Source organism: Kitasatospora sp. NBC_01246 (genome assembly GCF_036226505.1).
In the GTDB taxonomy this organism is placed as follows: Bacteria; Actinomycetota; Actinomycetes; order Streptomycetales; family Streptomycetaceae; genus Kitasatospora.
The window spans coordinates 5,688,537-5,703,926 of the sequence record NZ_CP108484.1; the positions used below are offsets into that span (position 1 = coordinate 5,688,537).

Annotated in this window: 15 protein-coding genes; 12 read left to right on the top strand and 3 right to left on the bottom strand. The window is 73.6% G+C overall.

Annotated features, from left to right (window positions below; genetic code table 11):
• Nucleotides 1–202 precede the first annotated feature (202 nt).
• The 3 genes from OG618_RS24760 (at nt 203) to OG618_RS24770 (ending at nt 3,244) form a co-directional block, all read left to right on the top strand.
• Complete coding sequence (locus tag OG618_RS24760; RefSeq protein WP_329489736.1) at nt 203–1,033, top strand: lysophospholipid acyltransferase family protein; 831 nt, start codon at nt 203–205, stop codon at nt 1,031–1,033.
• Complete coding sequence (locus tag OG618_RS24765) at nt 1,030–2,031, top strand: NAD(P)H-dependent glycerol-3-phosphate dehydrogenase (RefSeq protein ID WP_329489737.1); 1,002 nt, start codon at nt 1,030–1,032, stop codon at nt 2,029–2,031. Before OG618_RS24760 ends, OG618_RS24765 begins: the two co-directional genes overlap by 4 nt.
• A 70-nt stretch (nt 2,032–2,101) precedes the next feature.
• A complete protein-coding gene (locus OG618_RS24770) occupies nt 2,102–3,244 on the top strand; it encodes a D-alanine--D-alanine ligase family protein (RefSeq protein ID WP_329489738.1) in 1,143 nt (380 codons plus the stop codon).
• 78 nt (nt 3,245–3,322) lie between these two features.
• On the opposite strand, the gene OG618_RS24775 is transcribed toward OG618_RS24770, so the two are convergent.
• Nucleotides 3,323–3,835, bottom strand: a complete 513-nt coding sequence (locus OG618_RS24775; RefSeq protein WP_329489739.1) for a DUF3515 domain-containing protein — start codon at nt 3,833–3,835, stop codon at nt 3,323–3,325.
• Nucleotides 3,836–3,855: 20 nt separating this feature from the next.
• Complete coding sequence (locus OG618_RS24780; RefSeq protein WP_329489740.1) at nt 3,856–4,089, bottom strand: Lrp/AsnC family transcriptional regulator; 234 nt, start codon at nt 4,087–4,089, stop codon at nt 3,856–3,858.
• A gap of 225 nt (nt 4,090–4,314) precedes the next feature.
• Between OG618_RS24780 and OG618_RS24785 the strand changes: the two genes are divergently transcribed.
• From OG618_RS24785 to thiD, 3 genes are all read left to right on the top strand, one after another.
• Nucleotides 4,315–5,280, top strand: a complete 966-nt coding sequence (locus OG618_RS24785) for a thiamine-phosphate kinase (RefSeq protein ID WP_329489741.1) — start codon at nt 4,315–4,317, stop codon at nt 5,278–5,280.
• A 215-nt stretch (nt 5,281–5,495) separates the two neighbouring features.
• Nucleotides 5,496–6,521, top strand: a complete 1,026-nt coding sequence (locus OG618_RS24790; RefSeq protein ID WP_329489742.1) for a 6-phosphofructokinase — start codon at nt 5,496–5,498, stop codon at nt 6,519–6,521.
• Between the two features lie 24 nt (nt 6,522–6,545).
• Nucleotides 6,546–7,391 carry a bifunctional hydroxymethylpyrimidine kinase/phosphomethylpyrimidine kinase gene (thiD, locus tag OG618_RS24795; RefSeq protein WP_329489743.1) on the top strand — a complete coding sequence of 282 codons (846 nt, stop codon included), beginning with the start codon at nt 6,546–6,548 and terminating at the stop codon, nt 7,389–7,391.
• A gap of 169 nt (nt 7,392–7,560) precedes the next feature.
• On the opposite strand, the gene rpmB is transcribed toward thiD, so the two are convergent.
• Entirely contained in the window at nt 7,561–7,746 is a 186-nt protein-coding gene (gene rpmB / locus OG618_RS24800) for a 50S ribosomal protein L28 (RefSeq protein WP_014138233.1), read from the bottom strand.
• A gap of 282 nt (nt 7,747–8,028) precedes the next feature.
• Between rpmB and OG618_RS24805 the strand changes: the two genes are divergently transcribed.
• The 6 genes from OG618_RS24805 (at nt 8,029) to OG618_RS24830 (ending at nt 15,296) form a co-directional block, all read left to right on the top strand.
• Entirely contained in the window at nt 8,029–9,660 is a 1,632-nt protein-coding gene (locus OG618_RS24805) for a DAK2 domain-containing protein (protein WP_329489744.1), read from the top strand.
• Nucleotides 9,661–9,750: 90 nt separating this feature from the next.
• Nucleotides 9,751–11,982: an ATP-dependent DNA helicase RecG gene (recG, locus tag OG618_RS24810; RefSeq protein WP_329489745.1), complete on the top strand. Its 2,232-nt coding sequence runs from the start codon at nt 9,751–9,753 to the stop codon at nt 11,980–11,982.
• Nucleotides 11,983–12,131: 149 nt separating this feature from the next.
• Nucleotides 12,132–12,665 (top strand): hypothetical protein, encoded by a 534-nt coding sequence (locus tag OG618_RS24815; RefSeq protein ID WP_329489746.1) that lies wholly within the window; start codon nt 12,132–12,134, stop codon nt 12,663–12,665.
• 127 nt (nt 12,666–12,792) lie between these two features.
• The gene (rsmD, locus tag OG618_RS24820) at nt 12,793–13,377 is read left to right on the top strand and encodes a 16S rRNA (guanine(966)-N(2))-methyltransferase RsmD (protein WP_329489747.1); all 585 of its coding nucleotides are present in this window, start codon (nt 12,793–12,795) and stop codon (nt 13,375–13,377) included.
• Between the two features lie 49 nt (nt 13,378–13,426).
• On the top strand, nt 13,427–13,915 hold the full coding sequence (coaD, locus tag OG618_RS24825) for a pantetheine-phosphate adenylyltransferase (RefSeq protein ID WP_329489748.1): 489 nt from the start codon (nt 13,427–13,429) through the stop codon (nt 13,913–13,915).
• A gap of 199 nt (nt 13,916–14,114) precedes the next feature.
• Complete coding sequence (locus OG618_RS24830; protein ID WP_329489749.1) at nt 14,115–15,296, top strand: ATP synthase F0 subunit B; 1,182 nt, start codon at nt 14,115–14,117, stop codon at nt 15,294–15,296.
• The last annotated feature ends 94 nt before the right edge of the window (nt 15,297–15,390 follow it).

Below are 15,390 nucleotides of genomic sequence, written 5' to 3' on the forward strand. Positions count from 1 at the left end.
CGGTCCCGGAACCCTCGCCAGGCCGTCCGAACTGTGCGGACGTGCGTTTGGTCACGCCCGCCCGACGTGCTGGCGGGGTTGCTCGACAGCCGCTCCGCGGTCGGGCGAGACTGTTCCGCGCCCCGACCCCGTCCGACGGGGGTCGCGGGAGGCGAGAGACTGCGGCACCCCGCGTGCCGCACCTGGATGAGGAGGACCTGGGGTGGCCCGCCGCTCGTATGCCGGCTTCGGCAACGCCGATTACGGCATCTGGTACCGCTTCGCGGCCGTGCTGGTGAAGCCGGTGACGACCGCGCTGGTCAAGCCAGACTGGCGGGGCTGGGAGCACCTGCCGAAGGAGGGCGGCTTCATCGCCGCCGTCAACCACAACTCGATCATCGACCCGGTGGTCTACGCGCACTGGCAGTACAACAGCGGGCGGCCGCCGCGGATCCTCGGCAAGTCCTCGTTGTTCTCGGTCCCGTTCATCGGCTTCATGCTGCGCAAGACCGGCCAGATCCCGGTGTTCCGCGAGTCGACCGACGCCGCGCACGCGTTCCGGGCGGCCATCGACGCGGTGAACGGCGGCCAGTGCGTCCAGTTCTACCCGGAGGGCACGCTCACCCGGGACCCGGACCTGTGGCCGATGACCGGCAAGAGCGGGGTGGCCCGGGTCGCGCTGATGACCGGTGCGCCGGTGATCCCGGTGGCGCACTGGGGTGCGCACGAGATCATCCCGCCGTACGGCCGGGGCGGCTCGGGGAAGGGCCGGTTCAACCTGTTCCCGCGGCACCGGGTGACGGTGGCGGCCGGTCCGGCCGTGGACCTGAGCAAGTACCAGGGCCAGGAGCTGACCGCCCAGGTGCTCCGGGACGCGACCGAGGACATCATGCGGGCGATCACCGCCGTGCTGGCCGACATCCGCGGCGAGGAGCCGCCGGCCGAGCGCTACGACATGCGCACGGCGGCCCGGCACCGGGCGGAGGCGGCCGCCGCCGAGCGGCAGCGGGCCGCCGGCACGCGCAAGACCAGCACCGAGGAGGCCGGCAAGTGACCCGATGTGCCGTGTTCGGAACGGGTTCCTGGGGGACCGCGTTCGCGATGGTGCTGGCCGACGCGGGCTGCGAGGTCACCCTCTGGGGCCGCCGGCCGGAGCTGGTGGACGCGATCCACACCACCCACGTCAACCCCGACTACCTGCCCGGCGTCCCGCTGCCCGGGTCGGTCCGGGCCACCGTGGACCCGGCGCGGGCCCTGGCCGGCGCCGACTTCGCGGTGCTCGCGGTGCCCTCCCAGACGCTGCGCGAGAACCTCGCCGCCTGGGCCCCGCTGATCGAGCCGCAGACCGTGCTGGTGAGCCTGATGAAGGGCATCGAACTCGGCACCGCCAAGCGGATGAGCGAGGTCATCGCCGAGGTCGCGAAGGTCGGGGCGGAGCGGGTGGCCGTCGTCAGCGGCCCCAACCTGGCCCGGGAGATCGCCAACCGGCAGCCCGCCGCGAGCGTGGTGGCCTGCACCGACGAGGCGGTCGCCAAGCGGCTCCAGGCGGCCTGCCACACGCCGTACTTCCGCCCCTACACCAACACCGACGTGATCGGCTGCGAGCTGGGCGGCGCGGTGAAGAACGTGATCGGCCTGGCGGTCGGCATGGCGGACGGCATGGGTCTCGGCGACAACACCAAGGCCACGCTGATCACCCGGGGCCTGGCCGAGACGACCCGGCTGGGGCTGGCGCTCGGCGCCGACGCGTACACCTTCGCCGGGCTCGCCGGGATGGGCGACCTGGTGGCGACCTGCTCCTCGCCGCTCTCCCGCAACCACACCTTCGGCACCAACCTCGGCCGCGGGATGTCGCTGGCCGAGACCATCGCGGCCACCCGGCAGACCGCGGAGGGCGTCAAGTCCTGCGAGTCCGTGCTCGACCTGGCCCGGCGCAGCGGCGTCGACATGCCGATCGTCGAGGCCGTGGTGGACGTGGTGCACAACGGGCGCCCCACCCAGGAGGCGCTGCGGGCGCTGATGTCGCGCTCGGCCAAGGCCGAGCGGCACTGACCGCGCGACGCCGGGCGACCGGGGCGGTTGACGTCCCGGAAACGGCTCGCACGGTAGTCTCACACCCGATATGAGCATCGAACAGACCCCCCCGAATCCGTCCGCGAAGCCGCGCGTAGCGCTCGTCTTCGGTGGCCGCAGCTCCGAGCACGCCATCTCGGTGTCCACCGCGGGCAGCGTGCTCAGGGCGATCGACCGCGAGAAGTACGACGTGCTGCCGATCGGCATCACCCACGAGGGCCGCTGGGCGCTGGTCAGCGACGATCCGGCCCGGATGGCCATCACCGACGGCCGGCTGCCGGACGTCGCCCAGGTGGCCGAGGCCGTCGACGGCCAGGTCGTGCTGCCGGTCAGCCCGGACAGCCGCGAGGTGGTCTGGAGCGAGCCGGGGGCGGTGCCGAAGGCGCTCGGCGAGGTCGACGTGGTCTTCCCGCTGCTGCACGGCCCCTGGGGCGAGGACGGCACCCTCCAGGGCCTGCTGGAGCTGTCCGGAGTGCCGTACGTCGGCAACGGCGTGCTCTCCAGCGCGGTGGGCATGGACAAGGAGTTCACCAAGCGGGTGCTGGCCTCGCACGGCCTGGGCGTCGGCTCGTACACCATCGTCCGGCCGCGGGAGTGGGAGAGCGAGGCCGGCCGCGCCGCCGTCCGCGAGCGGGTCGGGGAACTCGGTCTGCCGGTGTTCGTGAAGCCCTGCCGGGCCGGCTCCAGCATCGGCATCACCAAGGTCAAGGACCTCGCCGGGCTGGACGCCGCGATCGAGGAGGCCCGCCGGCACGACCCCAAGCTGATCATCGAGGCCGGGGTGTCCGGGCGCGAGATCGAGTGCGGGGTGCTGGAGTTCGAGGACGGCCCGCGCGCCAGCGTCCCGGCCGAGGTCCTGGTCGGCGGCGACTACGAGTTCTACGACTTCGAGGCCAAGTACATCGACTCCTCCGAGGTGCGCATCCCGGCCGAACTCGGTGCGGCCGAGCTCGCCGAGATCCGCCGTCAGGCGGTCGCCGCGTTCGAGGCGCTCGGCTGCGAGGGCCTGGCCCGGGTGGACTTCTTCCTGCTGGACGACGGCAGCTGGATGATCAACGAGGTCAACACCATGCCCGGCTTCACCCCGATCTCGGCCTACCCGAAGATGTGGGAGGCCAGCGGGCTGTCGTACCCGGAGCTGATCGACCGGCTGCTCCAGGCGGCGCTGCGCCGCCCGACCGGGCTGCGCTAGCCGCCCGGGCACCCGCCGCACACCCGCGCAAGGGCGGTCCGGGAGCTCCCGGACCGCCCTTCCCGTGCTCTCCGGCCGCTACGGGATGTTGGCCTTCACCACGCCGTTCAGGGCGGAGACCGGGTCGAGCGGATTACTGAAGGCCCCGCCGGGGACGGTCACCTCGACGTACGCCCGGCGCATCGTGGTGATGAACCGGTATCCGCCGTCGTCGAGCTTCTGCGCCCACCAGGTGACGTCGTCGATGGTGGGGGAGAGGTCCTTGGCGTGCTCGCCGTTCAGCGCCTCCGGCCGGTCCACCCCGCAGCGCAGCACGGTGCGCGGCGAGCTGGCCCAGGCGGCCACGTACGGGGAGCCGGGCGACGGGTCCTTGCGGGCGTGGCCGAGCACCTCCTGGGGCAGCGCCGCGGCCAGGTCCCGGCAGTAGCCGGCGGCCCTCCCGGTCGGCTTCGGCACCTCGATCGCCGCGGGCGCGCCCCAGCTGCCGAGCAGCACCACGACGGTGCAGCTCAGCGCCAGCGGCAGGGCCAGCCACCGGACGGGGGCCGGCAGCGCAGTCAGGAAGCTGGGGACGCGGAGTTCTCGGGCCACCCGCCGATGGTAGCCGGGGCCTACAGGTGGACCACCGGACAGGTGAGGGTGCGGGTGATGCCCTCCACCTGCTGGACCTTGGCCACGACCAGGCGGCCGAGGTCGTCCACCGTCTCGGCCTCGGCCCGCACGATCACGTCGTACGGTCCGGTGACGTCCTCGGCCTGGAGGACACCGGGGATCTCGGAGATGGACCGGGCCACGGCGGTGGCCTTGCCGACCTCGGTCTGGATCAGGATGTATGCCTGTACCACGGGGGGACCTCCCGGCGGCTGGGAACGGGGATCGGCGCCGTGATCGCCCGCTCGGGCGTTCGGGCGTTCGGGGGTGGGGAACGGACTCACCGGCATTCCGATCACCACGCTACCGCGCAGCGGGCCGGGGAGGGGAGACTTCTGCACCCCCGGAGGGCGTACGCTGCGCGCGGGGGAGCGGGGGGCACCAGTTCCGATTCGGATGGAAACGCGAGAGGACGGCAGATGCAGGGGACCGTGGGCGAGCTCGGCGAGTTCGGACTCATCAGGGAGCTGACGGCCCGGGTACCGCTCACCGACGCGGTCGACCTCGGTCCGGGCGACGACGCCGCGGTGGTGAAGACGCCGGACGGCCGGGTGGTCGCCACCATGGACGTGCTGATCGAGAACCGGCACTTCCGCCGGGACTGGTCGACCGCCTACGACGTGGGCCGCAAGGCCGCCGCCCAGAACCTCGCCGACGTGGCCGCGATGGGCGCGGTGCCGACGGCGATCCTGCTCGGCCTGGTCACCCCCGCCGATCTGCCGACCACCTGGGCCACCGAGCTGATGGACGGGCTGCGCGACGAGTGCCAGGTGGCCGGTGCCACGGTGGTCGGCGGCGACGTGGTGCGCGGCGATGTCATCACCCTCGCCATCACGGCGCTCGGGGATCTCCAGGGGCGCGCACCGGTGACGCGCGCCGGGGCTCAGGTGGGCGACGTGGTCGCCGTCACCGGCTGGCTCGGCTGGTCCGCCGCCGGGCTGACCGTGCTGCAGCGCGGGTTCCGCTCGCCGCGCGCCTTCGTCGAGGCGCACCGCCGGCCCGAGCCGCCGTACCACGCGGGCCCGGCCGGCGCCGAGTTGGGCGCCACCGCGATGGTCGACGTGAGCGACGGGCTGGTGGCCGACCTCGGCCACGTCGCCCGGGCCAGCGCGGTGGACATCGACCTGCGGGCCGCCGACTTCGACGTCCCGGCGCAGATGGCCGACATCGGGCAGGCCGTCGGGGTGGACCCGCTGGTCTGGGTGCTCTCCGGCGGCGAGGACCACGCGATCGTGGCGACCTTCCCGCGCGGGGTCCAACTGCCCGCCCGCTGGCGGGTGGTGGGCGAGGTGACCGGCCGGGCCCGGCCGTCCCGCGGTGGCCGGGTGACGGTGGACGGCGAGCCCTGGGACCGGGTCGGCGGCTGGGACCACTTCGCGGAATGAGCGGAGTGAGCGGAATGAGCGCGGCGTCAGCCGTCCGGCGGGCGGCCGCGGGCCGGCGCGGGCGCGCGCATCGGCCCGGACGCGCGGGACGCCCCGGCGAGCGGCGCGCGGGCCCGCGCCGGGGGACGGCGTAGGCTTGCGCTGAACCGGATCCACCTGCTGCTCCTCGGACGCGGGTGGTCTGAACCACTGCGGAGCGGGAGAGCACAGCCACCATGCGCATCGGTGTCCTGACCAGCGGCGGAGACTGCCCCGGGCTCAACGCGGTGATCCGCTCCGTGGTGCACCGGGGAACCGATGTGCACGGTGACGAGATCGTCGGCATCGAGGACGGCTTCCTCGGCCTGATCGAGGGCCGCACCCGGCCGATCTCGCACGACGACGTCACCGGCCTGCTGACCCTCGGCGGCACCATCCTGGGCTCGGCCCGCGTGCAGCGCGACCGGATCGCCTGGGCGGTGGAGAACGCCGAGACCCTCGCCCGGGACATCGGCATCGACGCGCTGATCGCGATCGGCGGCGAGGGTACGCTGACCGCCGCCAAGATGTTCAGCGACGCCGGACTGCCGGTGGTCGGCGTGCCGAAGACCATCGACAACGACATCGACGCGACCGACGTCACCTTCGGGTTCGACACCGCGGTCCATGTCGCGACCGACGCGATCGACCGGCTGAAGACCACCGCCGAATCCCACCAGCGGGTGATGGTGGTGGAGTTGATGGGCCGGCACACCGGCTGGATCACCCTCACCGCCGGAATGGCCGGCGGCGCCCACGGCATCCTGATCCCGGAGAAGCCCTTCGACATCGAGGCGGTCGCCCGGATGGTCGAGGACCGCTTCTCCCGGGGCAAGAAGTTCGCCATCATCGCGGTGGCCGAGGGCTCGGCCCCGATGCCCGGCACGATGCGCTTCGACCACGGCGTCGTCGACCAGTTCGGCCACCGGACCTTCGGCGGGATCGGCAACCGGCTCGCCAACGAGCTGGAGAACCTGCTCGGCAAGGAGGCCCGGCCGGTCATCCTCGGCCACACCCAGCGCGGCGGCACCCCCACCGCCCGGGACCGGGTGCTCGCCACCCGGTTCGGCTGGCACGCGGTGGAGGCCGTCCACAAGGGCGCCTTCGGGCACTTCACCGCGCTGCGCGGCAACGACATCGAGCTGGTGCCGGTCGCCGAGGCGGTCACCCACCTCAAGACCGTGCCGCAGGACCGCTGGGCGGAATCCGAAGCCGTGCTCTGAGGCGGCGCGGGTAGGTTGGGGCCCATGTCCCTCCCGTCTTCCGCCCCCGCTCCCGGCGGCCGCCCCCAGGGCGGCCCCTCCTCCGCACCCCCGCGGGTGCTCACCGTCGCCGGATCCGACTCCGGCGGCGGCGCCGGCATCCAGGCCGACCTCAAGGCGATGCTGGCCCTCGGCGTCCACGGCATGAGCGTGATCACCGCCGTCACCGCGCAGAACTCGCTCGGTGTCCAGGGCTACTGGGAGCTGCCGGCCGAGGCCGTCCGGGCCCAGTTCCGCAGTGTGGTGGACGACATCGGCGTCCAGGCCGTGAAGACCGGGATGCTCGCCTCGATCGAGCTGGTCGAGACCGTCTCCGAGCTGCTGACCGGGGTAAACGCCCCGGTGGTGGTCGACCCGGTCGGCGTCTCCAAGCACGGCGACGCGCTGCTGGCCGCCGAGGCCGTCGCCACCGTCCGGGAGCGGCTGCTGCCGGTCGCCACCCTGGCCACGCCCAACCTGCACGAAGTGACGCAGCTCACCGGGCGCACCGTCGAGGACGAGGCGCAGATGCTCGACGCGGCCAAGGCGCTGCTCGACCTCGGGCCGCGCTGGGTCCTGGTGAAGGGCGGGCACCTGGAGGGCGAGGCCGCCGACCTGCTGTACGGCGGGCCGGGGGAGGAGCACTGGTACCGGGCGCCCCGCTACGACAACCGGCACACCCACGGCACCGGCTGCACACTGGCCAGCGCCATCGCCGCCGGGCTGGCCAAGGGCGAACCGCTGCCCGGGGCGGTGGCCTCGGCGAAGGCCTACATCACCGGCGCGATCGCCGGCGGCTTCGCGCTCGGGTCCGGCATCGGCCCGGTGGACCACGCCTGGCGCTGGCGCTGAGCGCACCGGGGCCGCAACGACCACGGGCGGGCCCGAGGGCCCGCCCGTGGCGGCTCCGGGCAGGCCCGGAGAGAGGGGTCGGCACTGGAGAGCCGGGATCCAGAAACAGGAAGCCGGCCCATCCGAGGATGGACCGGCTTCCTGGAGGACCGGCTTACCGGTCTGCGCGTCAGCGCGAGACCTTACCGGCCTTGATGCACGAGGTGCAGACGTTGAGCCGCTTCGGCGTCCGCCCAATCACAGCGCGCACCGTCTGAATGTTGGGGTTCCAACGACGGGGGGTACGGCGGTGAGAGTGGGAGATGCTGTTGCCGAAGCCCGGCCCCTTGCCGCAGACGTCGCAGTTGGCAGCCACAGGAGTCACTCCAAGACTTCAGATCATTTACGTTCGAAACCCCGCCAACCCACCGGAGCACTCACGTGAACCAGATCAGATCAATGGGGTGAGCCTGGACTGTTCCAGGCAACCGGAAGAGCATACAACGCTTGCTTCCGTTCAACGAAACTACCACGTCTGCGCAGGTGATCGCCGCGCTCGGCGCTTCCGGCGGCGGCCCCCGGCCCCCGATAACCTGCCGGTACCAACCCTCGCCGTTCAACCTCAGGCCATCACGGCGTCCCATCCGGAGGAGACCTGGTGCTGACCACGCTCGACGCCCCGGCCGTGCGCAGCTGGTGCCAGCTGGCCCTGCGCGCGCTGGGCCAGGCCCGCGAGGAGATCGACGCACTCAACGTCTACCCCGTCCCGGACGGCGACACCGGCACCAACCTCTACCTGACCGTGGAGTCCGCCGCCGCCGCGGTGGAGAGCCGGTTCACCGACCCGGCGGGCGGCCCGGCCCCCGGGCTCGCCGAGACCGCCCGGGCGATGGCCCGGGGCGCGCTGGTCGGCGCCCGCGGCAACTCCGGCGTGATCCTCGCCCAGTGGCTGCGCGGCACCGCCGAGCAGCTGGCCCAGGGCGGTGGCGCCGACCAGCTGCGGGCCGCCCTCCAGGGGGCCGCGGACGCCGCCTACCAGGCGGTCGCCGAGCCCGTCGAGGGCACCCTGCTGACCGTCGCCCGGGTGGCCGCCCGGGAGGCGACCCGGGCCGGCGACGGGCTCGGCCAGGTCGCCGACACCGCGTACCGGGCCGCCCGGGACGCGCTGCGGCGCACTCCCGAGCAGCTCTCCGTGCTGGCCGAGGCCGGGGTGGTGGACGCCGGCGGACGCGGCCTGGTCGCCGTCCTCGGGGCGCTCGCCGACGCGGTGGCCGGCCACCAGCCGATGGGCCCGGTCGCGCTGCGCGGTGACGTCCGGCCGGTCGAGAGCTGCCAGGGGCACGTCCGGCCGCCCGGCCCGGGTTACCCCGCCTTCGAGGTGATCTACCTGCTGGACGCCCCCGACGAGGCGCTGCCCGCGCTGCGCGAGCGGCTCGCCGGACTGGGCGACTCCCTGGTGATCGGTGGCGGGGACGGCCTCTGGAACGTGCACGTCCACGTGGACGACGCGGGGGCCGCGGTGGAGGCCGGGCTGGGGGCCGGGCGGCCGCACCAGATCCGGATCACGCACTTCGCCGAGGCCGCCGCCCGGGCCGGGACCGCCGACGACCGCGGCGAGCACGAGGAGCGCACCCGGGTGGTGCTCTCGGTGGTCTCCGGCGCGGGACTGGCCGACCTCTGCGAGCAGGCCGGCGCCGTCGTGCTGCACGCCGACCCGGACCGCCCGCCGGCCAGCGCCGAACTCGCCGCCGCCGTCCGCCGGGCGGGCGCCCGGGAGGTCGTCCTGCTGCTCAACGACCCCGAGCTGCGGGCCGCCGCCGGGGCCGCCGCCGACCAGCTGCGCGAGGAGGGGGTGCGGATCGCCGTCCTGCCCACCCGGTCACCGGTCCAGGGGCTGGCCGCCCTCGCCGTGCACGAGGCCGGCCGCCGGTTCGACGAGGACGTGGTCGCCATGACCTCGGCGGCCGGCGCCACCCGGTACGCCGAGCTCGCCGTCGCCGAGGGCGAGTCCTGGACGATGGCCGGGGTCTGCCAGGCCGGGGACGTGCTCGGGCTGATCGACGGGGACGTGGTGGTGATCGGCGCCGCCCCGGCCGAGGTCGGTGCCAGCGTGCTCGACCGGATGCTCGGCGCGGGCGGCGAACTCGTCACCCTGATCCTCGGCGACGGCGCGGACGAGGAGCTGGCCGACCGGCTGGTGGCGCACGCCCGGCACCGGCGGCCGGAGGTCGACGCGGTGGTCTTCCACGGCGGGCAGGAGTCCGCGCCGCTGCTCATCGGCGTGGAGTAGCGGTCCGGGCGGCGGGCGCCGCGGTCCGGCCGGGGGCCGGGCAGCGGGTGGCGCCCGGAATGTCGGTCCGGTGGTGTAAACAAGGGCCTGATGGGCGCTCTCGATGAACCACTGACCAAGCTCGTCGGCGACCGTACCGCCAAGGTGCTCGCCGACAGCCTCAAGCTGCGCACGGTCGGGGACCTGCTGCACCACTATCCGCGCCGCTACGTCGAGCGCGGCCAGCTCACCAGCCTGGACGAGCTGGAGATCGACGAGCACGTCACCGTGCTGGCCCGGATCGAGAAGGTCACCCTGATCCCGTTCCGCGGCCGCAAGGGGGACCGCCTGGAGGTGGTCGTCACCGACGGCCGCAGCCGGCTCTCGCTGGTCTTCTTCAACCAGGGCTGGCGGCAGAAGGAGCTCCGCACCGGCGCCCAGGGCCTGTTCGCCGGCAAGGTCGGCGTCTTCAACCGCACCCGCCAGCTGGTCTCGCCGGACTACCAACTGCTCGACGAGGACACCGGGTCGGACGCGGCGCAGCAGTTCGCCGGCCGGCTGATCCCGGTCTACGGAGCCAGCGCCCAGATGCCCAGCTGGAAGCTGTCCATCTGCGTCGAGACCGCCCTCACCAAGCACCTCTCCGACGTCGGCGAGCCGCTGCCCGCGGAGCTGCGCGAGCGGCACGAACTGATCCCGCTGCCCGAGGCGCTGGAGCTGATCCACCGCCCGCGCGGCCAGGCCGACCGCGAGCGCGCCCAGAGCCGGCTCCGCTGGGACGAGGCCTTCGTCCTCCAGGTCGCGCTCGCGCAGCGCCGGGCCGCCGACTCCGCCCTGCCGGCCAAGCCCCGCGAGCCCCGGGCCGGCGGCCTCCTGGACGCCTTCGACGCCCGGCTCCCGTTCACCCTCACCGACGGCCAGTTGAAGGTCTCCGCCGAGATCGCCGCGGACCTGGCCACCGAACACCCGATGCACCGGCTGCTCCAGGGCGAGGTCGGCTCCGGCAAGACGCTCGTCGCGCTGCGCGCCATGCTCGCGGTGGTCGACGCGGGCGGCCAGGCCGCCCTGCTGGCGCCCACCGAGGTGCTGGCGCAGCAGCACCACCGGTCGATCGTGGAGATGATGGGGGACCTGGCCGAGGGCGGCCTGCTGGGCGGCTCGGACCTCGGCACCCGGGTGGTGCTGCTGACCGGCTCGATGGGCGTCCCGGCGCGCCGCCAGGCGATGCTCGACATGGCCTGCGGGGACGCGGGCATCGCGATCGGCACCCACGCGCTGATCGAGGACAAGGTGCAGTTCCAGGACCTCGGCCTGGTCGTGGTGGACGAGCAGCACCGCTTCGGCGTCGAACAGCGGGACGCGCTGCGCGCCAAGGGCGAGCAGCCGCCGCACCTGCTGGTGATGACGGCCACGCCGATCCCGCGCACCGTCGCGATGACCGTCTTCGGGGACTTGGAGACGTCGGTGCTGGACCAGTTGCCGGCCGGCCGTTCGCCGATCTCCACCCATGTCGTCCCGGCCCTGGAGAAGCCCAACTTCCTGGCGCGGGCCTGGGAGCGGGTCCGCGAGGAGGTGGCCAAGGGCCACCAGGCGTACGTGGTCTGCCCCCGGATCGGGGACGAGGAGCCCGCCCCCGACGCCAAGAGGAAGCGCCGGTCCGTACCGGCCGAGGACTTGGAGGAGCTCACCGGCGCGGAGCCCGACGCGGGCGCCGGGAGCGACGACCGGCGCCCCCCGCTGTCGGTCGTCGAGACCGCCGAGAAGCTGCTGAAGGGCCCGCTGGCCGGGCTGCGGGTGGAGATCCTGCACGGCCGGCTGGCGCCCGACGCCAAGGACGAGGTGATGCGCCGGTTCGCGGCCGGCGCGGTGGACGTCCTGGTGGCGACCACGGTGATCGAGGTCGGGGTCAACGTCCCCAACTCCACCGCGATGGTGATCATGGACGCCGACCGCTTCGGCGTCTCCCAGCTGCACCAGTTGCGCGGCCGGGTCGGGCGCGGCAGCGCCGCCGGCCTCTGCCTGCTGGTCAGCGACATGCCGGCGGGCAGCCCGGCCCGGGCCCGGCTGGACGCGGTGGCCGCCACCCTGGACGGCTTCGAGCTGTCCCGGATCGACCTCGAACAGCGGCGCGAGGGCGATGTGCTGGGCCAGGCGCAGTCCGGGGTGAAGTCCTCGCTGAAGGTGCTCTCCGTGCTGGAGGACGAGGAGGTCATCGTGACCGCCCGGGCCGAGGCCACCCGGCTGGTCGCCGAGGACCCGGAGCTGGCCGCCCACCCGGACCTGCGCACCGCGCTGGAGAGCCTGCTGGACGCCGACCGCGCTGAGTACCTGGAGAAGGGCTGAGCCCCCGGGAGCCCGGCCGGCGGGCCGGTGCCCGGGCCGCCCGTGAGGGCTGACCGCCAGGGCCGATTGTCAGACCCCCGCGAGAGAATGTAGTTGTTCAGGACGCACCCTCAAGGTGCGTACCTGGCACGACACTTGGGGGTCCTGCCATGGCATTCCGTCATCTCAACGAGCTCCCGCTCGGCGACAAGGTCTTCCGGATCGAACTCGCCAGCGACGACGACCGCGAGGTCACCCTCACCCTGACCGGCTGGCGCGAGGGGGCGGCCGCCGCGCCGCTCGCCTCGGGCAGGCTCCGCCTGCCGGTCGAGGACGTCGCCTCGCTGCGGATCGCGCTCAACCGCGCGCTCCGGGCCCTGGCGATCGTCGCCGACGTCTCCGAGCCCATCCCCGACCGTGACGTGCTGCGCGAGCTCTACCCCGGACACGGCGCCCCCTGGGTGCCGCAGCACGAGGAGGAGCTGGTCCGGCGGTTCCACGACAGCGAGACCGTCGCCCGGATCGCCGCCCGCTTCGGCCGCACCCCCGACTCCGTCCGCACCAAGCTGCGCGAGCTCGGGCACGACCCGCGCCGCCCCGAGTTCTGCCCGCCCGACGGCTGCCTCTCGTGGTCCCGCTACGCCTCGCCGGCGCTGCTCGGCGCGGCGATCCCGCCCCAGACGACGGCGGCCGACGCGAGCTGATCCCGCGGCCCTCGCCGCGACCTTCGCCGCAGCCCTCCGCCGGGGCTGCGGCGAGGGGTTCGGGGCGGCCCTTCGGGTGGGGGCCGTATAGCGTGGTCGGGCAGCGACGAAAGGACCTCCCACCACCATGACCCGCGTCATCGCCGGGGCGGCCGGCGGCCGCCGGCTGGCCGTACCGCCCGGCCGGAGCACCCGCCCGACCTCCGACAAGGCCCGCGAGGCGATGTTCTCCACGCTGGAGGCCCTGCGCGGCACCCTGCACGGGGCCCGGATGCTCGACCTGTTCGGCGGATCGGGCGCGGTCGGCCTGGAGGCGCTGTCCCGCGGCGCCGAGCACGTCCTGCTGGTCGAGGCCGACGGCCAGGCGGCCCGGGTGATCCGGGAGAACGTCCGGACGATCGACCTGCCGGGCGCGGTGGTGGTGGCCTCCCGGGCCGAGAAGGTGATCGCGGGACCGCCCCCGGAGACCCCGTACGACCTGGCCTTCCTCGATCCGCCGTACGTCGTCACCGACGACGAGGTGCGCGAGATGCTGATCACACTCCTGGCCGGGGGCTGGCTCGCGGCCGACGCACTCGTCACCGTGGAGCGCAGCACCCGAGGCGGCGAGTTCGGCTGGCCCGAAGGCTTCGAGGTACTGCGCTCGCGCCGCTACGGCGAGGGCACGCTCTGGTACGGTCGCGCCGCCGCCGAGGGCCGCCCACACTCGTAGCGGGCCGAGGCCCGCAGGACCCGTCACCCCACGAGGGAGCATCCACGCCATGCGCCGCGCCGTCTGCCCCGGATCGTTCGACCCGATCACCAACGGTCATCTCGACATCATCGAGCGGGCCTCGAAGCTGTACGACGTGGTGCACGTCGCGGTCGCGGTGAACCGGAACAAGCAGGGCATGTTCACCATCGAGGAGCGGATCGCGCTGATCGAGGAGACCACCGCCAAGTACGGGAACATCGTGGTCGAGTCGCACCTCGGCCTGTTGGTGGACTTCTGCCGGGAGCGCGGCATCCCCGCGATCGTCAAGGGCCTGCGGGCCGTCAGCGACTTCGACTACGAGCTGCAGATGGCCCAGATGAACCACGGGCTGAGCGGGGTCGAGACGCTCTTCCTGCCGACCTCGCCGACGTACAGCTTCCTGTCGTCGACGCTGGTCAAGGAGGTCGCCTCGTACGGGGGCGACGTCTCGCACCTGCTGCCGGAGACGGTGCACCGCCGGCTGGTCGAGCGGATCGCGCAGCGGAAGGCACAGTAGCCGCGGGGCCGGAGCCGGGCCGGTCCGTTTCTGCCGATTCGTCACCAGTTGTCCGGGGGCCGGTCCGGCAGCCCGGTCCGGGCGTTGTGACCTCGCCCCGCCGTGGCCGTAAAGTCTGTGTTCCTGCCCTGCGGTGAGGTCCACCGCGCCGGGCCTGCCTCCGCCGGACCGTCGGCGGCACACGGAAAGACGAAGCCCCGTGGACGTGCAGAACAAGGTCGACCAGATCGTCGCGGCCGTCGAGAACGCCCGCTCGATGCCCATGTCGGCCTCCTGCGTGGTGAACCGAGCCGAACTGGTCGGCCTGCTCCAGGACCTCAGGGCGGCACTGCCCGCCGAGCTGGCCCAGGCCCAGTCGGTGATGGCCGACCACGAGCAGGTGGTCGCCGGCGCCGAGGCGGAGGCCGAGCGGATCATCCAGGGCGCGCACGCCGAGCGCGGCTCGCTGATCTCCGACACCGAAGTGGTCCGCCGGGCCCAGGCCGAGGCGGACCGCATCCTCGCGGAGGCGCGTGCCGAGGTCGAGACCAAGCGCGCCGAGGCCGACGACTACGTGGACAGCAAGCTCGCCAACTTCGAGGTGGTGCTGACCAAGACGCTCGGCGCGGTCGGCCGCGGCCGGACGAAGCTGCGCGGCGACTCCAGCGTCTTCGAGACCCCGTACGAGGGCGAGACCGACGGCGAGGAGTTCCGGCCGCAGCCGCGGATCACCCCGAGCCCCGAGGTCGACGAGTACGTCGATGTGAAGCTCGCCACCCTGGAGAACGTCCTCAGCGCGACGCTGGAGGCGGTCGGCAAGGGCCGCGACAAGCTGCTCGGCAAGGCCCCGATCGACGAGCTGGGTGCCTACCTGGCCGCCGCCGACGAGGCCCAGCAGGCCAAGAACCGCGCCGAGGCGGTGGCGGCGGGCTTCGCCACCGACGCCGACGGCGAGGAGGTGCCGTGGTACCGCGAGGAGGTGCCGCAGCAGCAGACCTGGCCGGAGCAGACCCCGGCCGCGGCCGGCTGGCAGGCGCCCGGCGTCGACCAGTACGCCGCCGCGCAACAGCCGGGCGGCCAGTACGCCGAGGTGTACGGCGGCGGCTTCGACCCGGCGGGCCAGGGCGATCCGTACGGCGGCCAGTACGGGTACGGGCAGCAGCAGCAACACCAGCAGCAGCAGCACCAGCAGCAGGGGTACCCGGCCGCGCAGGAGCAGGGCGGCTACGGCTATCCGCAGCAGCAGCAGGGCTACGCGGCGCAGCAGTACGACGCCTACGGCTACCCGCAGCAGCCCGCCAACCCGCCGGCCGTCCCGCAGCAGCCGGGCCTGGACGAGACCAGCTTCTTCGACACCAGCATGATCGACATGACCAGGCTCCGGGAGCTCGGCGGCCGCTGAGCCCGCTCGCCCTCCGTGGGCGAAGTTGGGCCTGGCGGGAGACTCCGGTAGTCTGACCACTCCGGCCTCTCCGTGTCGGGCCGTCGGTCTGCCC